This window comes from Achromobacter sp. UBA4530, assembly GCF_002388205.1.
GTDB classification, from domain to species: Bacteria; Pseudomonadota; Gammaproteobacteria; order Burkholderiales; family Burkholderiaceae_B; genus Achromobacter; species Achromobacter animicus.
Genome location: NZ_DGMA01000009.1, coordinates 343,028 through 362,272, shown reverse-complemented (window position 1 = coordinate 362,272; position 19,245 = coordinate 343,028). Strand labels below are relative to the sequence as shown.

The 19,245-nt window shown below is 67.0% G+C and carries 18 protein-coding genes; 12 read left to right on the top strand and 6 right to left on the bottom strand.

Translation table 11 applies throughout. From position 1 onward, the window contains the following. The first annotated feature begins 61 nt into the window (after positions 1–61). The 5 genes from B2W22_RS11110 to B2W22_RS11090 all read left to right on the top strand — a co-directional run bounded on the left by B2W22_RS11110 (position 62) and on the right by B2W22_RS11090 (position 7,326). The gene (locus tag B2W22_RS11110) at positions 62–1,729 is read left to right on the top strand and encodes an OFA family MFS transporter (RefSeq protein WP_175124504.1); all 1,668 of its coding nucleotides are present in this window, start codon (positions 62–64) and stop codon (positions 1,727–1,729) included. A gap of 141 nt (positions 1,730–1,870) precedes the next feature. Then, on the top strand, positions 1,871–2,995 hold the full coding sequence (locus tag B2W22_RS11105; RefSeq protein WP_175186293.1) for a methyltransferase: 1,125 nt from the start codon (positions 1,871–1,873) through the stop codon (positions 2,993–2,995). 180 nt (positions 2,996–3,175) lie between these two features. After that, a complete protein-coding gene (locus tag B2W22_RS11100) occupies positions 3,176–3,688 on the top strand; it encodes a sigma-70 family RNA polymerase sigma factor (RefSeq protein WP_175124502.1) in 513 nt (170 codons plus the stop codon). Continuing rightward, entirely contained in the window at positions 3,685–4,668 is a 984-nt protein-coding gene (locus B2W22_RS11095; RefSeq protein WP_286937663.1) for a FecR domain-containing protein, read from the top strand. The genes B2W22_RS11100 and B2W22_RS11095 overlap by 4 nt, the downstream gene beginning before the upstream one ends. 183 nt (positions 4,669–4,851) lie before the next feature. Then, complete coding sequence (locus B2W22_RS11090) at positions 4,852–7,326, top strand: TonB-dependent siderophore receptor (protein ID WP_286937661.1); 2,475 nt, start codon at positions 4,852–4,854, stop codon at positions 7,324–7,326. Between the two features lie 100 nt (positions 7,327–7,426). Here the strand turns inward: B2W22_RS11090 and B2W22_RS11085 are convergent, their stop codons facing one another. The 3 genes from B2W22_RS11085 to B2W22_RS11075 all read right to left on the bottom strand — a co-directional run bounded on the left by B2W22_RS11085 (position 7,427) and on the right by B2W22_RS11075 (position 11,077). Beyond that, on the bottom strand, positions 7,427–8,671 hold the full coding sequence (locus B2W22_RS11085; protein WP_286937660.1) for an arsenic transporter: 1,245 nt from the start codon (positions 8,669–8,671) through the stop codon (positions 7,427–7,429). Positions 8,672–8,686: 15 nt separating this feature from the next. Continuing rightward, entirely contained in the window at positions 8,687–9,925 is a 1,239-nt protein-coding gene (locus tag B2W22_RS11080) for an MFS transporter (protein WP_286937658.1), read from the bottom strand. Positions 9,926–10,138: 213 nt separating this feature from the next. After that, entirely contained in the window at positions 10,139–11,077 is a 939-nt protein-coding gene (locus B2W22_RS11075) for a GlxA family transcriptional regulator (protein ID WP_286937655.1), read from the bottom strand. Positions 11,078–11,340: 263 nt separating this feature from the next. Between B2W22_RS11075 and B2W22_RS11070 the strand changes: the two genes are divergently transcribed. Then, entirely contained in the window at positions 11,341–12,099 is a 759-nt protein-coding gene (locus B2W22_RS11070; protein ID WP_286937653.1) for an SDR family oxidoreductase, read from the top strand. Between the two features lie 30 nt (positions 12,100–12,129). Here the strand turns inward: B2W22_RS11070 and B2W22_RS11065 are convergent, their stop codons facing one another. The 3 genes from B2W22_RS11065 to B2W22_RS11055 all read right to left on the bottom strand — a co-directional run bounded on the left by B2W22_RS11065 (position 12,130) and on the right by B2W22_RS11055 (position 14,099). Further along, entirely contained in the window at positions 12,130–12,933 is an 804-nt protein-coding gene (locus B2W22_RS11065) for a DUF1345 domain-containing protein (protein WP_286937651.1), read from the bottom strand. Between the two features lie 69 nt (positions 12,934–13,002). Beyond that, positions 13,003–13,527 (bottom strand): chromate transporter, encoded by a 525-nt coding sequence (locus B2W22_RS11060; protein ID WP_175124494.1) that lies wholly within the window; start codon positions 13,525–13,527, stop codon positions 13,003–13,005. Further along, positions 13,524–14,099 (bottom strand): chromate transporter, encoded by a 576-nt coding sequence (locus B2W22_RS11055; RefSeq protein ID WP_175124493.1) that lies wholly within the window; start codon positions 14,097–14,099, stop codon positions 13,524–13,526. The genes B2W22_RS11060 and B2W22_RS11055 overlap by 4 nt, the downstream gene beginning before the upstream one ends. 139 nt (positions 14,100–14,238) lie before the next feature. Here B2W22_RS11055 and B2W22_RS11050 point away from each other — a divergent pair, with 139 nt between their 5' ends. The 6 genes from B2W22_RS11050 (at position 14,239) to B2W22_RS11025 (ending at position 19,173) form a co-directional block, all read left to right on the top strand. Then, complete coding sequence (locus B2W22_RS11050) at positions 14,239–15,168, top strand: LysR substrate-binding domain-containing protein (RefSeq protein WP_175124492.1); 930 nt, start codon at positions 14,239–14,241, stop codon at positions 15,166–15,168. Positions 15,169–15,293: 125 nt separating this feature from the next. Continuing rightward, complete coding sequence (gene murI / locus B2W22_RS11045; RefSeq protein WP_175124491.1) at positions 15,294–16,112, top strand: glutamate racemase; 819 nt, start codon at positions 15,294–15,296, stop codon at positions 16,110–16,112. 87 nt (positions 16,113–16,199) lie between these two features. Then, positions 16,200–16,625 carry a universal stress protein gene (locus B2W22_RS11040; RefSeq protein WP_175124490.1) on the top strand — a complete coding sequence of 142 codons (426 nt, stop codon included), beginning with the start codon at positions 16,200–16,202 and terminating at the stop codon, positions 16,623–16,625. A gap of 9 nt (positions 16,626–16,634) precedes the next feature. Continuing rightward, positions 16,635–17,063 carry a universal stress protein gene (locus B2W22_RS11035; RefSeq protein ID WP_175124489.1) on the top strand — a complete coding sequence of 143 codons (429 nt, stop codon included), beginning with the start codon at positions 16,635–16,637 and terminating at the stop codon, positions 17,061–17,063. 9 nt (positions 17,064–17,072) lie between these two features. Then, positions 17,073–18,389 (top strand): PQQ-dependent sugar dehydrogenase, encoded by a 1,317-nt coding sequence (locus B2W22_RS11030; RefSeq protein WP_175124488.1) that lies wholly within the window; start codon positions 17,073–17,075, stop codon positions 18,387–18,389. Positions 18,390–18,468: 79 nt separating this feature from the next. Beyond that, positions 18,469–19,173, top strand: coding sequence for an SDR family oxidoreductase (locus tag B2W22_RS11025; RefSeq protein WP_175124487.1), 705 nt, complete (start codon positions 18,469–18,471; stop codon positions 19,171–19,173). Positions 19,174–19,245 lie beyond the last annotated feature (72 nt).

Below are 19,245 nucleotides of genomic sequence, written 5' to 3'. Positions count from 1 at the left end.
CGGCGTCACCGGGCTTTTCCGGGCTACGCACGCTATAAAGCCGCACCCCTGAGGAGACATCATGGAAAGTAGCGCCACCCTGGACCTGCCCGGCTCAAGGCCGGGTTTTTTCGACAAAGAACGCACCATCGCGGGGCCGGGCTTCTCGCGCTGGCTGGTGCCGCCGGCCGCCCTGGCCATCCACCTGTGCATCGGCATGGCCTACGGCTTTTCCGTGTTCTGGCTGCCGTTGTCCAAGGTGGTGGGCGGCGCGAAACCACTGGCCTGCCCGCCGGACATGAGCCTCGTGGCCGAGCTCTTCACCACGAGCTGTGACTGGAAGATCTCGACGATGGGGTGGATGTACACCCTGTTCTTCGTGCTGCTGGGGTGTTCGGCCGCGCTCTGGGGCGGCTGGCTGGAACGCGCGGGCCCGCGCAAGGCAGGCGTCGTGTCGGCGCTGTGCTGGTGCGGCGGCCTGGTCATTTCGGCCATCGGCATCTACCTGCACCAGATGTGGATGCTGTGGCTGGGGTCGGGCGTGATCGGGGGCATCGGGCTGGGGCTGGGGTATATCTCGCCGGTGAGCACGCTGATCAAGTGGTTCCCGGACCGCCGCGGCATGGCGACCGGCATGGCCATCATGGGCTTTGGCGGCGGCGCCATGATCGGCGCGCCGCTGGCCGACCTGCTGATGCGACACTTCGCCACGCCGACCTCGCCGGGCGTCTGGCAGACCTTTCTGACCATGGCGCTGGTGTACTTCATCTTCATGATGTCGGGCGCCCTGGGCTACCGCGTGCCGCCCACGGGCTGGAAACCCGCGGGCTGGACGCCGCCCGCCAAGCAGGTCAATAACGTGATGATCACGCAGCGCCACGTCCACGTGAAGCGCGTGTGGGGCGTGCCGCAGTTCTGGCTGGTCTGGTGGGCGCTGTGCCTGAACGTCACCGCGGGCATCGGCATTCTCGGGATGGCGTCGCCGCTGCTGCAAGAAGTCTTCGGCGGCGGACTGATCGACAAGCCTGAACTGGGTTTTGGCCAGCTCGACAAGGACCAGCTCGCGGCCATCGCCGCCATTGCCGCCGGTTTCACGGGCCTGCTCAGCCTCTTCAACATCGGCGGCCGCTTCTTCTGGGCCAGCCTGTCGGACAAGCTGGGCCGCAAAATGACGTACTTCGTCTTCTTCGTGCTGGGCTTCTTTTTGTACGCCGCCATCCCCTGGACCGCGCACATCGGCGCCCTGGCGCTCTTCGTGGCGGCGTTCTGCGTCATCCTGTCGATGTACGGCGGCGGCTTTGCTACGGTGCCGGCGTACCTGGCCGACCTGTTCGGCACCCAGATGGTGGGCGCCATCCACGGCCGGCTGCTGACCGCGTGGTCGGCGGCGGGCATCTTCGGCCCGGTTCTCGTCAACTACATCCGCGAATACCAGTTGTCCATCGGCGTGCCGCGCGCCCAGGTGTACGACATCACCATGTACATCCTGGCCGGCATGCTGGTCGTGGGCTTTTTGTGCAACCTGGCCATCCGCCCGGTCAACGCCAAGTACTTCATGACCGACGAGGAACTGGCCAAGGAAAAGGCGCTGGCGCACGAACGCGCCGTCGCCGCCGAAACCCACGGCGTGGGCAAGTCCAGCTTCCGCACCCCGCCCGCGCTGATCGCCTTTGCATGGGCGTGCGTCGGCATCCCGCTGGCCTGGGGCATCTGGATCACGCTGCAAAAGGCCGTCGTCCTGTTCCATTGACCCCATCCTGTCGCGGCGCCGCATGCGCCGCGCGGCAGTTCCAGGGCGCGAAGCTGCTACATTGGCAGCCCGCGCCCTTATCTTTTATGTGCCATTTCCCATGATCCTGCCCTTCCCCCTTTTCCCCACCGGAGCGACCTCTTGAACGCGCCTGAACTGCATTGGGAAGAAAACGGCGTCGCCCGCTCGGCCCGCTGGCACTCGGAAACCGGCGCCACGCCACCCAAGCGCGTCATCGTCGCCGACGACACGCTGACCGCCGACATGGCCTACCGCCACGCCTGCGAAGGTGTCGGCCTGCTGTGGCGCGGCGACTTCCAGAACGCGCGCCAGCTGTTGCAGGCCATCACGCGCCGCGTCGACAAGCGCCCGCGCAAGCCGGTCGAAACCCAGCTCGAAGCCTTCAACCAGCATCGGCAGGTCCAGTCGCAGCGCGCCCGCATCCTGGGCATGCTGCTGATTCCCTTCGATGCCGGCCACACCATCCCCCTGCGCCGCGCGCCCGACGCGCATCCGGCCTGCGAAGCCGCGAACGTGCCGGGCGATACGCCATTCGTGGCGTCGCTGCGCGAACTGCTGGGCCTGATCGGCGCCTATGAATGGCGCAGGAAGGGCGTGGAGATTGCCGCGCTGAACAACCGCATCCACCCGCACTACGGCGTGTTCTCGCCCGTGCGCGGCGAATATGTGGACCTGGTCGCCAACACCCCCATGCCGCGCGGCAGCGTGGCGTTTGATATCGGCACGGGCACCGGTGTTCTGGCCGCAGTCATTGCCCGCCGTGGCGGCAAGCGCGTCATCGCCACTGACACGGATGCCCGCGCCATCGCCTGCGCGCACGAGAACCTGGAACGTCTGGGCATGTCGGGACAGGTCGAGGTCGAACAGACCGACCTGTTCCCCGAAGGCCGCGTGTCGCTGATCGTCTGCAACCCGCCGTGGCTGCCCGCGCGGCCCAGCTCGCCGCTGGAACATGCCGTGTACGACCCGGACAGCCGCATGCTGCGCGGGTTCCTGAATGGATTGAAAGACCATCTGACGCCGAATGGCGAAGGCTGGTTGATTCTTTCGGACCTGGCCGAGCACCTGGGGTTGCGCACGCGCGAGCAGTTGCTGGAGATGATCGAAACCGCCGGGCTGCGCGTGATCGACAAGCTGGATACGCGGCCGGTGCACGGCAAGGCGCGGGACGCGTCGGATCCGTTGTTTGCAGCGCGGTCGAAGGAAATGACGTCGCTGTGGAGATTGGGCGCAGCCGACGCCTGAAGGGCTTGAGGGTGCGGGGCTTTCGACGCCGGGCGGGCGCCCCTTTCAACCCCAGATAGCGGAAGGCCGCGACCGCGGCTTGGGCGCAGCGGGAATGGGCGGGCGTGAAAAGAAATAGCCACGCGCCGCTGATTGGCTACAATTAGCAATCATTCCCATTAGCATCTGACCCGCAGACCCGTGCCGCCCGCCCCTTTTGCGTCCTCCGCCGAATTCGTCAGTCTGTACCGCGAGCACCATGGCTGGCTTGTACAGATGCTGCGCCGCCGGCTTGCCGGCAATGCCGATAATGCCGCCGATCTGGCGCACGACACGTTCGAACGCGTCATGCGCAGCGAATCTCGCGCCGCGTTTGCCGAGCCGCGCGGCTTTTTGACCACGGTCGCCAAGCGTCTGCTGATCGACCAATCGCGCCGCCGGGCGATCGAACAAGCCTACCTTGAGACGCTCGCCGCGCGCAGCGAAGACGTGGCGCCCAGTCCCGAGACGCATGCGTTGGTGGTCGAGGCGCTGGATGCAGTGTGCCGCATGATGGAGCAGTTGCCGGCGCGGGTGCGCCGGGTTTTCGTGCTGGCGCAGGTGGAAGGCCTGCCCTATCTGGACGTGGCGCGCGAGCTGGGCATTTCGGTGGCGGCCGTGCAGCGCGACATGATCAAGGCGTGGGAACACTGCTACACGGTGCTGTACGCATGAGCGCCGCGCACACCGAGCGGGTGCATCCCGACATCATCCGGCAGGCGGCGCAGTGGATGATGCGCGCCGGCGACGCCCCGGACGCCGCCACGCAGGCCGCCTGTACGCAATGGCGCGAAGCAGATGCGCGCCACGAACTGGCCTGGCAGCGCCTGCAGGGCATCAGCCAGGATCTGAAGGCTGCCACCACCGGCAACGTGTCGACCGCCGCAGCGGGGCAGACCATCCTGCGCTATTGCGACCAACGCTCGCGCCGCGGCGCACTCAAATGGATGGCGGCCGGCGTCGGCCTGGGCGCGCTGGGCTGGATGGGCGCGCGCGAAGGGTTGTGGGACGGCAGCACGGTCTATCGCACCGCGACGGGCGAGCAGCGCGTCGTGCACCTGCCCGACGGCACCGTGCTGACCCTGAACACCGATTCGGCCGTGGCGATGCGCTATGACGCGCAGCAGCGCCGCATCGAACTGCGCAGCGGCGAGATCCTGATCGCTACAGGCACCGACGACGCAGGCCGGCCTTTCGGCGTAAGAACGCCAAACGGCCTGCTGACGCCGCTGGGCACGCGCTTTTCCGTGCGCCAGATGGACGACAGCCGGGGCGCCACGCACGTCGCGGTGTTCGAAGGCGCCGTGCAGGTGGAGCCGGACGCGCAAGCGCAGGCGCGCCGGGTCGTGCATGCGGGCGAGCAGGCCGAGTTCGACCGCCGCAGCCTGTCGCCCGTGACCGCGGTGAACGAAACGGCGCCGGCCTGGACCGGCGGCATGCTGGTTGCAAACCGCATGCGGCTAGACCGGTTTGTGGCCGAGCTGGGCCGCTATCGCACCGGCATCGTGCGCTGCGACGCCGACGTGGCGCACCGCGAAGTCACCGGCGCGTTCCGGATCGACGACACCGACAAGGCGCTCGAGGTGCTTGCCGGCGTATTGGACCTGAGGCTGCGCTATCGCACGCGCTACTGGGTCAGCGTGGGCCGGGCATGAAGGCGCTGATTCGCGCCGATTCGTCGCCCGATTTCCCCCCCGATTTCGCCGCCCACCCACGGCGCATTCCGACCATTTTGTAACAACGCCGCAGATTTTCATTTCTGGTTCGTTAGACCAAGAGAAGGCCCCGAGGCGCCCGCGGGCCGCGCTTTTCAATCGACGAATCAGGAACCCCCAGCCATGGCACGACGCCATTCCCCTTCTCCCCTCGCCTTGTCATCGTCTCCGCGCATGCGCTTGCGCCTTGCCGTCCACCTTGCCCTGACGGCGGCCGCCACATTCGCCCTCCCCGCCGCGTCGTGGGCGCAGGCCGCGTCGTCCGGCGAAGTCGCCTTTGCCATCGCGCCCACCACGCTGGATGTCGCGCTGGGCCAGTTCGGCGTGGCCGCCAAGGTCACGGTGGCGGCCTCGCCCGCCCTGACGCGCGGCGTGCAGACGCAAGGCTTGTCGGGCCGGTACACCGCGGAACAGGGCCTGTCCCGATTGCTGGCCGGCACCGGCCTGCAGGCGGTCGCCAACGCCAATGGCGAGGGTTACCACTTGCGGCGCATCCCGCAGGACACGCCGGGCGTGTCCACGCTGGCGCCGGTGACGGTGACCGGCATGACCAACGATCCCGTCACCGAAGGCACCGGCAGCTACACCAGCCGCGTCGTCACCATCGGCAAGGGCCGCCAGACGCTGAAGGAAATTCCCCAGTCGGTCACCGTTGTGACCCGCCAGCGCATGGACGACCAGAACGCCAACACGTTGGACGAGGTGCTGGCCAACAGCACCGGCATGACGCTCTACAAGAGCCCGATGGGCGGCAGCTACGTGTATTCGCGCGGCTTTCGCGTGGACAGCTACCAGTTCGACGGCGTGAACCGCGCCTTCTACTATCCCCAGGCCGACAGCTTCACCACCGAAACCGTGACGCTGGACCGCGTGGAGATCATCCGCGGCGCCACCGGGCTGCTGCAAGGCGCCGGCTCGCCAAGCGCGGCCGTCAACCTGGTGCGCAAGCGCCCGCTGGCCGAAACCCAGGTGCAGATGCTGGCCAGCGGCGGCTCGTGGAACAACTATCGCGCCGACATCGACGCCAGCGCGCCGCTCAACGAAGCCGGCACGCTGCGCGCCCGCGGCGTGGCCAGCTACAACGACCGCGAATACTTCTACGACACCGCGAAGAGCCGCACCGGCGTGCTGTACGGCGTGCTGAGCTATGACTTCACGCCGGACACCACCCTGACCGGCGGCGTCAGCTACGAGGAACTCCGCTCCACGCCCTTCTTCCACGGCCTGCCGCACTACAGCAACGGCGACGACATCGGTTTGAAGCGGTCAACATCGCTGGGCCAGGACTGGAACCGCTGGAACGGCAAGCAGACCACCGTCTTTGCCGAGCTGGCGCATCGCTTCAACAAGGACTGGTCGCTCAAGCTGACCGGCACGTCCACCCAGGAATCCAACGATTCGAAGTACGCGTTCACGGAAGGCGCCGTAAATCCCGTGACCGGTTTGGGGCCCATGCTGTACGCAGGCCTGTTCGACATGTCCACGCACAACAAGGCGCTGAACCTGGATGTGGACGGCGCCTTCGAGGCGCTGGGCCGCAAGCACTCGGTGACCTTCGGCGCCAGCATCAACGAACTGACCAGCAAGAACGATTTCGCGCTGAACCGCCTGAACCGCGCGGTGAACGTGTGGAACCCGGATCACCATGTGCCGGAACCCACCGACGACTGGATGCGCGAGAACGCCTACCGCAGCGCCGCGACCATCGTGAAGATGAAGCAGACCGGCGTGTACGGCGTCGGCCGCTTCAGCCTGGCCGACCCGCTGACGCTGGTGGCCGGCGCGCGCGTGAGCTGGTACGAGAACACCAGCCGCTACCGCGACAGCGGCGAGCAGTACGTCGATCCCTACAAGGACAACGGCGTCGTCACGCCCTATGGCGGCCTGATCTACGCGTTCAATCCACAGTGGTCCGGTTATGTCAGCTACGCGCAGATCTTCGAACCGCAGAATGCGGTGGACGCATCGGGCAAGGTGCTGGACCCCATCGTGGGCAAGAACTACGAGATCGGCCTGAAGGGCGAACTGATGGATGGGCGCCTGAACACGTCCATCGCGCTCTTCCGCGTCGATCAGAAGAACCGCGCGCAAGAGGATCTGACCAGCGTGTGCTCGACGGGCGACATCTGCTACCTGTCGAGCGGCAAGGTGCGCAGCCAGGGTCTGGACGCCGAAATCAGCGGCGAAGTGGCACCTGGCTGGCAACTGTTTGCGGGCTACACGTTCAACACGCTGAAGTTCCTGGACGACACCTCGGTCACCAACACCAACTTCGCGCGCACCGTCACGCCCAAGCACATCCTGCGTCTGTGGTCCGACTACCGGCTGCCGGGTGAACTGTCGGCATGGTCGCTGGGCGGCGGCGTGAACTACCAGACGGGCAGCTACACGGAAACGCGTTCGGTGCGGGTCTCACAGGGGTCTTACGCGGTGTGGAATGCGCGCGTCGCGTACCAGATCAACAAGAACTGGTCGGCGGCGTTGAACGTGAACAACATCTTCGACAAGACCTACTACCAGACCATCGGCGCGCCGGGCTGGGGCAGCTTCTATGGCGATCCGCGCAACGCGACGCTGACGGTCCGCGGCACGTTCTGACGCGGGGCCTGAAAGGCGCGCGGCGCGCTGGCCATCGCCAGGCCTGCGCCGCGCGCCGCGTCAATTCAATAAGTGCAGCGTCAATTCAAGACGTGCTGCGTCAACTGAAGACGTGCAGCGCGCCCAACGCCAGAATCAGCGCAGGCGGCATCACCAAGACGCCCAGCCGCAGAAAGCTCAGCGCGCTGATGTGCATGCCTTCGCGGCGGACGGCCAGCAGCCACAGCAAGGTGGCGAGCGAGCCGCTGACCGACAGATTGGGACCCAGGTCGATACCGATCAGCAGCGCGGCATTTGCCGTGCTGGACAGGTCGGCCATGCGCGCCAGCGTGCCCGCCATCAACCCCGCGGGCAGATTGTTGATGACGTTGCCCGACAGCGCGGCGCCTACGCCACCGGCCCAAAGCGCGGCGTCCGCGGACAGGCCGCGCATCAGGTCCGCCAGATCCTGCAGCACGCCGCTGGCGGCCATGCCTTCGACCAGCACGAACAGCCCGGCCACCAGGGGCAGCACGCCCCACGCGACACCTTTGATGAGCCGCAGCGGCCCCGACCGCGTCGCCGCCAGCACCAGCGCCGCGGACACGCAGCCGGCGATCAGCGTCGGCAAGCCCAGGCGATGGCCGAGCGCCGACGTGATCAGTAGCGTCCCCGCCGTGATGGCCACGCCCAGCGCGGCCATGCGCAGCGGCCATGTCATGGGGGGCAACGGCGGCGAAGCTTTCAACGGCTGCCGCAGATCATCGCGAAACACCAGCCGAAGCGTCACGTACGTGGAGCCGATGGCCAAGACGGAGGGCAGCGCAAAGTGCGCCAGCCATGGCCCCAGCGCGGGCATGCGGTCGCCGAACACGACCAGATTGGCCGGATTGGAGATCGGCAGGACGAAGCTGGCCGCGTTGGCGATGAAGGCGCAGACGTACAGGTACGGCAACGGCGGCGCGCCAACGACGCGCGCCACCGCATACACGGCGGGCGTCAGCACGACGGCGGTTGCATCGTTGGACAGCAGCACGGTGACCACCGTGCCAACCAGAAACACCAGATCGAAGAGCCGCCGGGCGGACCTGGCCGCGTGATCGGCAGCCGCCACCGCCACCCAGTCGAAGAGACCGGCCTGCCGGGCAACTTCGGCCACCAGCATCATGCCGATCAGGAACAGGTAGACGTCGGTGCCTTCCAGAATGGCGCTGCCCGCCTTGGCGGCCGGCAGCAACCCCAGCGCCACCAGCGCGACCGCGCCGGCGGTGGCCCACACGTACTCGGGGAGCCGCCACGGACGAAAAAGGATGGCCATGGTGGTCGCGGCGGCAATCAACCAGATCACGGCGTTGGATAGCGACATGCTTTCAGAAGAGGATCAAGGAAGGGAATTGGAAGCCGACGCGGCGGTCGCCTGGGCGGCCACGCGCGTTTCCGGCAACACCAGCAGGGTCATGCAAGCCAGGCCGGCAATGCCTGCCAGCGCCAGAAACGCTGCACTGTAACCCGCGTGCTGCACGATCAGGCCGGCGAGCCCGTTGCTGAGCGCCGCGCCGATACCGAACACCGTGGTGACGGCGCCCAGGCTGGCGTTGAACCGGCCGCTGCCCTGGGTCAGGTCCAGCACCATCAGGGGCAGGACAGCGCCGAAGATGCCCGCGCCGATGCCGTCGAGCAACTGCACGCCCACCAGCCACGCCGTGTCATCCGAAAACGTGTAGAGCACGCCGCGCAGCGGCAGGATGAGGAAACCGAACAGCAGCAGCGGTTTGCGCCCCCACTGGTCCGCATAGCGCCCCACGGCCATGGCGGCGGGAATCATGACGAACTGCGCGGCGACGATGCAGACCGCCGTGAGCGGCGTGGCGAGCGCCGGATTCGCCAGGGCAAGCTTCTGCCCGACCAGCGGCAGCATGGCCGCGTTGGCCAGGTGGAACAGCGCGCAGCTCAGCGCCAGCAGCACGAGCGGCCGGTTGGACAGCAACTGGCGCAGCGGCACGGGCTGCGCATGCGCGGCGGCATCGTGGCCGGGCTCCAACCCGCGCGCCTTGTCCAGATCGATATGCGCGGGAAGACGCATCGTGGCGGCCAGGCTGGCCAGCGCCATCGCCGCCATCAGGTAGAACACCGCGACCGGCCCCCACACATACGCCAGCCCGCCCGCGAGCAGCGCCGCGAAGCCGTTGCCCGCGTGGTTGAACGACTCGTTGCGCGCGATGCGTTCCGTGAAGGCGTGCGCGGTCGTCAGTCCCAGGGTGATGCCCGCAATCGCGGGCGCGAACACCGATGACGCGACGCCTGCCACCGCCTGCGTCAGCGTGACCCAGACAAAGTTCGGGCTGGCCAGGACCGCCATGCACGCCACCGTCACGAGCACGGCGGCGGCAATCAGCAACGCGCGCTTGTTGGAGGCGCGGTCCACCAGCGCGCCGGCCGGTGTCTGGGCCGCCAGCGCCGCCAGCCCGGATATCGTCATGACGAGCCCGATGCTGTCAGGGCGCCAATGATGGACGGCAAGCAGATAGATGGCGAGATAGGGGCCAAGCCCGTCGCGCACATCGGCCACGAAGAAGTTCAGCCAATCGAGAGGACGCGTTGCGGGCGATGGAGAGTGCAAGGCAGACGTGGAAAGCGTGGATGTCGATCGGTGTCGGCCTCAAATCGGCGCGAGGCCTTTGCCTCGGTTCGCCGGATATGCCGGAGCCGCGCGCCAGGCATGCGCCAGCGTTCGGATGGCGCATCTTAGATCACAACGATCCGGGCGTCAGCGACAATGCGCTACAGCGGCGCGGCGTTCAACGCGCTGTCAGTTTCAGTTCTGCATGATGCGTCATGCGCTGGCAGGTTGCACCCCGCGCCTCACCTCGCTCGGGGGCTGGCCATACGCGCGCAGGAACGCCCGCCGCATGCGATTGCGGTCCGCGAAGCCGGTATCGCGCGCCACGATATCCAGGGAATGCCGCCCTTCTTCCAGCATCCCGCGGGCCGCTTCCAGCCGCAGCAGTTCCACCACCTTGGCGGGGGAATGCCCGGTCTCGTCACGGAACACCCGGCTGAACTGGCGTGGCGACAAGCTGGCCGCCTCGGCCAGTTCCTCCACTGTCAACGCGTTGCGCAGATGCTCCTTGGCATAGACCAGCGCCCGTTGCACGCGGTCGGAGCGCGGTTCCAGTTCGAGCAAGGCAGAGAACTGCGATTGGCCGCCCGGCCGCCGGTGATAGACCACCAGCCGGCGCGCGACGTCGCGGGCCAGCGCCGCGCCGTGGTCATCTTCGATCAAGGCAAGCGCCAGGTCTATGGCGGCCGACATGCCAGCTGACGTCCAGATGTTGCCGTCGCGCACGAAGATGCGGTCAGGGTCGACGCGCACTTCGGGAAAGCGTTCCTGCAGGCTGCGCGCATGTGCCCAGTGGGTCGTGGCGGTGCGGCCGTTCAACAGGCCGGCCTGCGCGAGGACGAACGCGCCCGTGCAGACGCCCGCGACACGGCGCGCTTCGGTGGCGGCGCGCGCCACGTAGCGGGCCAGGCCGGGCGAGATTGGCCCTGGCATCAGTTCGCCCGCCACGATCAGGGTGTCAGGCATCACGCCGAGAGCAACCGTCTCGATGCCGGCGTTCATGGTGGACCGGATGAGGCCGCCGCCTTCCGACAGGATGGTGACGCGGTAGCCGTCGCGGTCCAGGGCGATGTTGGCGAATTCGAATGCCGCCAGCGCAGCCAAGCCCATCACCTGGAAGCCGTCTTCGAGAATGAGGCCGATCTGGCGCATGTTTAAACCTTTGTCTGGAAATGACGCTTTAAGGCTATTTGAGCCGCGAGTACTCGTCAACCGATGAATTGCTCGGGGGACGCGATGTGGTCTGCTTGCGCAGCATTTATCCCGTCAGCACGACGGACGGGGAGGTACACAAAAAATTAGCGTGTCCTAAAACGACGCTTTATTGACATTTGAGACAAACTCAATCTGCCTCATAGTAACCACACCGCGATCTGAAACGAACCCAGACGCTCACAACCGACCGAGGCACCGACATGCAACTGACCCAAAACACCATCTTCATCACAGGCGGCACTTCCGGCATCGGCCGCGCGCTGGCCGTCGCTTTCCACGACCTGGGCAACAAGGTCATCATCGCCGGCCGCCGGCAGGCGCTGCTGGACGAGATCGCAGCGGCGCATCCGGGCATCGAAGGCATCCAGCTCGACATCTCGGACGCTCAGGACATCGACCGCGTCGCCAAGACCCTGATCGCCAAGTACCCGTCGCTGAACGTGCTGATCAACAACGCGGGCATCATGCCGTTCGATGACCCGTCGTCCCAGGTTGACGACGCCGTGTCGCAGCAGATCCTGGAAACGAACCTGCTGGGGCCGATCCGCCTCACGTCCGCCCTCATCCAGCATCTGAAGGCGCAACCGCGCGCGACGATCATCCACAACACGTCGATGCTTGCCTATGTCCCGATCGCCTCGAACGCCGTCTATTCCGCATCCAAGGCCGCACTGCATTCGTACGCGTTGTCGCAGCGGTTCATGCTGCGCGACACCAACGTGACGGTCCAGGAAATCGCGCCGCCGTGGGTCGACACGGACCTCATCAAGAAAAGCGGCGATCCGCGCGCCATGCCGCTGGATGCGTTCATCGCCGAGACAATGCAGAAGCTGGCGACCGACGCGCCCGAGGTGCTGGTCGACGCCATTCGTGACCTGCGGGACAACCCCGGCTCGAACGAGCATGGGTTCGTGAATGCGTTCAATCAGAGCCTGGTCGACAATCCGATCCCGGTCTGAGGCCGCGCGAGGGGCGCCGCCGAAATTCCCCTACGCCCGCCCCGCCGCCACGTTCACGCTGATCGCGATGATGAACACGTTGAAGAAGAACGCGATGACGCCATGCGTCATCGCCATCCGCCGCAGCCGCCGGTTGACGATCTGCACGTCCGACACCTGGAACGTCATGCCCAGCACCAGCGAGAAATACGCGAAGTCCCAGTAGTCGGGATCGTCCGTGCCCGGAAAGTCCAGACCCTTGTGCATGGCGTTCTTATGGCCGTAGTACCCGTGGGCATAGTGCAGCGCAAAGATCATGTTCATGTAAAGCCACGACAGCACGATGGTCACAGCGGCGGCCAGCGTGTCCACCAGGGCGCCGACGCTGCTTTGCGCATGCAGTTCGACCCACAGCGCAACGAGCACCATGCAGGACAGCGCGACGCTGCTCCACAGGACGCCGGTGCGGCCCACATCGTGCTGGCGGGCGTGCAGGCGCATGGAAGCGGCGCTGGTGCGGCCGAACACGCGCACGGTCAGGATCAGGAAGACCAGCGCCCCGGCGTCAAAGCCCAGCAGGAGGGCGAGGCTGGGCGTCAGGCCGGCGGCGTATAACCCGCCCGCGACGACGAGCAGCAGGCCGGCGCACAGCATCAGCCGGCGATGGGCGTCGAAGAACGGCAGCGGCTCGGCATTCGACGCCGCGCCGGCGCCGGCATCGCGGGGCGTGTCTTGCTCGGCGCGGTCATCCCGGGTGCTGCGGCCCCGGGCGCTTTCATCTAAAGCGTTTTCGTCTGAAGCGTTTTCGTCTGAAGCGTTTTCGTCTGAAGCGTTTTCGTCTGTGAGCGGCTGCATGGCGGGCTCCTGTCCGCAGTGCGCACCCGTGGCGCGTATCGCGCGCTGGGCTCGCAAGAGTCCCCTACGCTAACTGATACCAAGCAAACCGGCCAGCGCGCCCGCGAAAAGCAGCCACAGCGGGTGAATCCGCGTGACGCTGCCCAGGATCGCCACGATGGCGGCGATGGCGCCCAGCAACCACGTATGGACAGACGCCTCGGTGATGAGCGAGGCGCTGGCCGCGACCAGGCCGACGGTCATCGGGAAGATGCCCGCCTGAATGACCCCGCGCCACGGGCGGTCCTTGAATTTCTCCCACAATCCCAGCGCAATGACGGTGATGATCGACGACGGGCCAAACTTGGCGATGGTCGTGGCAAGCACGCCCGGCAACCCCGCGACGTGCCAGCCGACCAACGTGACGACCATCAGATTGGGCCCCGGCGCGGCCTGGCCCAGCGCGAAGAGCGCGGAAAAGTCGGCGGCGGTCATCCAGCCGTGCACCTCCACGACCTGGCGCTGCATCTCGGGCAGGATGGTGTTGCCGCCGCCGAAGGCCAGCACGGACAGCTGGGTAAAAATCAGGACGAGCGCGATCAGTGTGTGAATCATCGACGTTGCCTCCAGACCATCAGGATGCTGAGCGGCGTCAGGACCGCCATGGTGGGCAGCAACGGAATGCGCAGCACGGCAATCGCAATGAAACAGGCGGTGGCGACCACGCCCGCCAGCCAGTCGCGGCGCTTGATGACCGGCATGCCGATCTTCACCGCCATCGAGATCAGCAACCCGGCCGCGGCGGCGGCCAGGCCGGCGAACAGGTGCTGGATGTCGGGATCGTTCTGGAACCGGTCGTAGACCATGCCCAGCATGATCACGATGATGGACGGCGCCAGGATCAGGCCCATCAGCGCGGCGAAGGCGCCGCGCGGACCGCGGAATTTCATGCCCAGGGCGACGGACAGGTTGATGATGTTGCCGCCCGGCAGGAACTGGCACAGGCCCAGCAGTTCGGTGAATTCGGCGCCGGTCAGCCAGCGGTGCTTTTCGACGACCATGCGACGGGCCAGGGGCAAGGCGCCGCCAAAGGCGGTCAGGCCCAGCACGAGGAATCCGTAGAACAACTGGCCGCAAGTAGGGGGAGGCCGTACGCCGGCCTCGTCAATGGGAAGTGCTGCGTTCATCTTTTTGGTGGCCGGCGCCAGGCCGGCAATGGGAACTGGCGGGGGGGCCGCGCCAGAGGTGGATAACGAACTTGCAGCGTACGCTTCGCCTTGAATAATGTCTAATATATGACAAGTTTAAATCTCATATCGAACACATATGGCAAGCGTAGATTTACGGCTCCTGCGTTATTTCCTGGCGGTCGCCGAGGAGTCCCACCTGACCAAGGCCGCCGCCCGGCTGGGCATTCGTCAGCCCCCACTCAGCCAGCAGATCCGGGTGCTGGAGGCCGAGCTGGGCGTGACCCTGTTCCACCGATTGCCGCGCGGCATGGAACTCACGGAAAGCGGCCGCGCGTTGCTGGATGATGCGCGCAACATCATCGCGATGGTGGACCAGGCCGTGGACGGTGTGCGGCGGGTGTCACAGGGCGAGGCGGGCCGCTTGACGGTGGGGTTCACGGGGTCGGCGGCATTTCATCCGTTCGTGCCGTCGGTCATCCGCCGTTTCCGCGAAAGCGCGCCGCACGTGCATCTGGTGCTGGAAGAGAGCAGCACCGGGGAACTGCGCGAGGCCGTGGCCGAAGGACGCATCGATGTCGCCTTCATCCGCGGCGCGCACGCCGACCCGGGCGTGCAGATGGAAACCGTGCTTGAAGAGGCCATGCTGGCGGCCTTTCCGGCCGACCATCCCGCCGTCAAGGGCCGCACGCGCAAGCGCATCGCGCTGTCGGAACTGGCGGACGAATCGCTGATCCTGTACCGGCGTCACAGCGGCCCGGGTCTGTACGACGCGATCATTGCCGCCTGCAGCGCCGAAGGCTTCAGCCCGCGCGTCACGCAGGAAGCGCCGCGCATGCTGTCCACGCTGAGTTTTGTTGCCGCGGGGCTGGGCGTGTCGCTGGTGCCGGCGTCGCTGCGCCGCGTGAACATCGAAGGTGTGGTTTACGTCAGCGTGACGCACCCGAAAGCCCTGCGCGCGCCGCTGAATCTGATCTGGCGCGATGCGCCGCTGTCGGGCGCCGCGCGCAAGCTGATCGACGAGGCACGGCGGCAGCGGGACGCATCGCCCGCGGCGGAAAGCCAGTAAACCCGCCAGTAAACCCGCCGGTAAACCCGCCGCTGGACCCGCCGCTGAACCCCGCCGGCAGAACGCCAGTAGGCCCCGGCGCTACACTTGCCGCCACCGCATCCTGCATAGACCAACGTCTTTCCATGCTTTCCGAATCCCCCATCGGCGTGTACGACTCCGGCGTCGGCGGGCTGAGCGTTCTGCGCGCGATCCGCGACGCGCTGCCCAACGAGTCCCTGCTCTACGTCGCCGACTCCGCCCATGTGCCCTACGGGGAAAAGACCCAGGCGTTCGTCGAGCGCCGCGCCTGCGCCATCGCCGACTATTTCGTGTCGCAGGGCGCCCGCGCCATGGTGGTGGCCTGCAACACCGCCACCGCCGCGGCGATCGCGTTGCTGCGCAAGCGTCATCCCGAGCTCATCATCATCGGCGTCGAACCCGCCATCAAACCCGCGGCGCACCTGACGCATACGGGTGTGGTCGGCGTCTTTGCCACGACGGGGACGCTGGCCAGCCCCAAGTTCGCCGCGCTCGTGCAGCGCGAGGCGCCCGAAGTGCGCATCCTGCTGCGCCCTTGCCCGCAGTGGGTCCGGCTGGTCGAGCAAGGCGTGCTGTCGGGCCCCGAGGCCGTTGAGGCCGTGCGCGCACCGGTGGCCGAATTGCGCGAGGCCGGCGCGGACGTGCTGGTGCTGGGCTGCACGCACTTTCCCTTTCTGCGCGACGTGATCCAGGACGCCGCCGGCCCTGGCGTTCCGCTGCTGGAAACGGGCGCGCCGGTGGCTCGCTGGCTGCGCCACCAACTGCAGGAACGCGGCCTGCTGAGGGATCGCGGTCCGGGCGGACTGCGCTTGCAGACCACCGGCGAAGCGCCCGCGCTGGCGCGCCAGGCGAGCCTGCTGCTGGGCACTGCAATGACGGCGGAGACGGTGCCCGACGCGTGGCGGGGAACGCCCTCCCCTTGATCCGACGCATCGCCGGGGCGCCGCCGGCGGGGCGAATGTGGGATACAGTGGAACGCACGCCCCCCTACGGTTCGCAAGGAGACGCTCATGAAACGCATCCTGATTCCCGTCGATGGTTCAGAACCCGCCCTGAACGCGGTCAAGGCGCTGCTCGACGCGCGCCGCTACGATCCCGTCGAACGCGTGGACCTGCTGACAGTCCAGATTCCCTTGAAGGCCGGCGCGTTCGGCAGCGGCCTGTCGCAGGAAGAGATCGACGCCTATCACCAGGAAGAAGGCGAGGCCGCGGTTGAGGCCGCGCGCGCACTGCTGACGCAGGCCGGCGTGCCGTTCGAGACCCACATCCAGGGCGGCGCGGCCGCCGAGACGATCGTACGCGTGGCCGAAGAAACCGGCGCAAACGAGATCTTCATGGGGACACGGGGGCTGGGGTCCGTGTCAGCGCTTTTCATGGGGTCGGTCGCCACGGGCGTGCTTTCCCTGACCGAACTGCCGGTCACGCTGGTCAAGTAAGGAGCTGCGATGCTGAATATCCTTGTTCCCGTCGACGGCTCCGAAAACGCCGACCGCGCCGTCGTGTACGCCCGCCGCCTCGCGCAGGGCGCCAAATCGGCGCGCATCCATCTCATCAACATCCAGACTCCGCCACGCGGACGCGCCGGGGTGTCGCGCCTGATCACGCAGGACATGATCAATGACTTCTACGCCCGCGAAGGCCGCGAAGCGTCAGAAGAGGCGCGCAAGCAGCTGGATTCGGCCGGCGTGGACTACGTCAGTCATGTGGTCTTTGGCAACGCCCCGGCGGAAATCGCGGGTTATGCGCAGGACCATGGCTGCGCGCGCATCGTCATGGGCACGCGCGGCAATGGCAAGCTGGCCAACATCCTGATCGGGTCGGTCGCCAATCAGGTCGTGCAGTTGGCGCACGTGCCGGTCACGCTGGTGAAGTAGGCGAGCGTCATGCCTACCCTGCGCATCCTGCCGGCGGCCGTCCTGGCGTTGACGCTGCTCAGCGCCTGCGGCGAGGTTGCCAAGCTGCCCGTCGAAGCGGGCATGGGTCCTGATCCCCAACTGCCGCCGCCCAACACCACGCTCATTCCCACGGTGAACACGGCCCAGGCCGTGGGCTGGCAGGACGGCGCGCAGCCGACGCCCGCCGCCGGCCTTGCCGTCACCGCCTACGCCAGCGGACTGGACCATCCGCGCTGGCTGTACGTGCTGCCCAACGGCGATGTGCTGGTCGCCGAGACCAACGCGCCGCCTAAGCCCGAGGACGCGCCGGGCGGCATCAAGGCGTGGGCCACGGGGTTGGTGATGAAGCGGGCCGGCGCCAAGACCGTCAGCGCAAACCGCATCACGTTGCTGCGCGATGCCGACCACGACGGCGTCGCCGAAACGCGGACCGTCCTGCTGCAAGACCTGAATTCACCGTTCGGCATGGCGCTCGTCGGCAACCATCTTTATGTCGCGAATGCGGATGCAGTCGTGCGCTTTCCCTTTACGCCGGGGCAGACGCACATCACCGCCCCCGCCGAGAAGGTCACCGACCTGCCCGCGGGCCTGAACCATCACTGGACCAAGAACCTCATCGCCAGCCCGGACGGGTCGCGGCTGTACGTGTCCGTCGGCTCGAACAGCAACGTGGGCGAAAACGGCATGGACATCGAGGAGGGCCGCGCCGCCATCTGGGAGCTGGACGTGGCCAGCGGCCAGAAGCGCCTTTTTGCGACGGGGTTGCGCAATCCGGTCGGCATGGCGTGGGGGCCGGACGGCAAGACACTGTGGACAGCGGTCAACGAGCGCGATGAACTGGGCAGCGACCTTGTTCCCGACTACATGACCTCTGTGCGCGACGGCGGCTTCTATGGCTGGCCGTACAGCTATTTCGGCCAGCACGTCGATACGCGTGTGACGCCGCCGCGGCCGGACCTAGTGGCGCAGGCCATCGTGCCCGATTACGCGCTGGGCCCGCACACCGCCTCGCTGGGCTTGGCGTGGTCCGGCGGCGCCAAGCTGCCGGCGCCCTTCGTCAACGGCATGTTCGTCGGCCAGCACGGATCTTGGAACCGCGATCCGCGCAGCGGCTACAAGGTGATCTTCGTGCCCTTCGACCAGAACCAGCCCGCCGGTCCGGCCCTGGACGTGCTGACCGGATTTCTCAATGACGCCGGCCAGGCGCAGGGCCGGCCGGTAGGCGTGGCCATCGACGCGCAGGGCAGCCTGCTGGTGGCGGACGACGTGGGCAACGTGATCTGGCGCGTGGGGTCCAAGCCGTAGCCGTCCGCGTCCGGCGTCTTGGGCCACACGCCCACCCGCCCCTACAATGGCCGCTCCCGAATTCCAGACTGGAGCGAGCATGAGCACGGAAAAAGTGGCGATCCTCACGGCGGCCGGCAGCGGCATGGGTGCGGCGGCGGCGCGCAAGCTGGCGGCGGACGGCTACCGCGTGGCCATCCTGTCCTCGTCCGGCAAGGGCGCGGCGCTGGCGCAGGAACTGGGCGGCCTGGGCGTCACCGGCTCAAACCGCTCGACCGAAGACCTGTCCCGCCTGGTTGAAGCCACCCTGCAGAAGTGGGGCCGCGTCGATGCGGTGGTCAACAGCGCCGGCCACGGTCCCAAGGGTCCGCTGCTGGAGATCAGCGACGACGACTGGCATCTGGGCATGGAGTTCTACCTGCTGAACGTCGTGCGCATCACCCGCCTGGTCGCGCCGGTGATGAAGCAGCAGCAGTCCGGCGCCATCGTCAACATTTCCACCTACGCCACCTTCGAGCCGGAAGCGCTGTTTCCGACGTCGGGCGTGTTCCGCGCGGGCCTTGCCGCCTTCACCAAAGTGTTCACCGACGAATACGCGCAGCACAACGTGCGCATGAACAACGTGCTGCCCGGCTTCATCGACAGCCTGCCCGAAAAGGAAGACCGCCGCGTGCGCATTCCGATGGGCCGCTACGGCACGGCGCAGGAAGTGGCGGACCTGATCGCGTTCCTGGCCTCCGACGCGTCGTCCTACATCACCGGCCAGAACATCCGCATCGACGGCGGCATCACGCGCTCCGTGTGACCCGCGCGGTATGACGCGCGCGCGACGCGTCATATCCGCCTGATCTCATGCGTTTGGTGTAGTCCCTCGTCC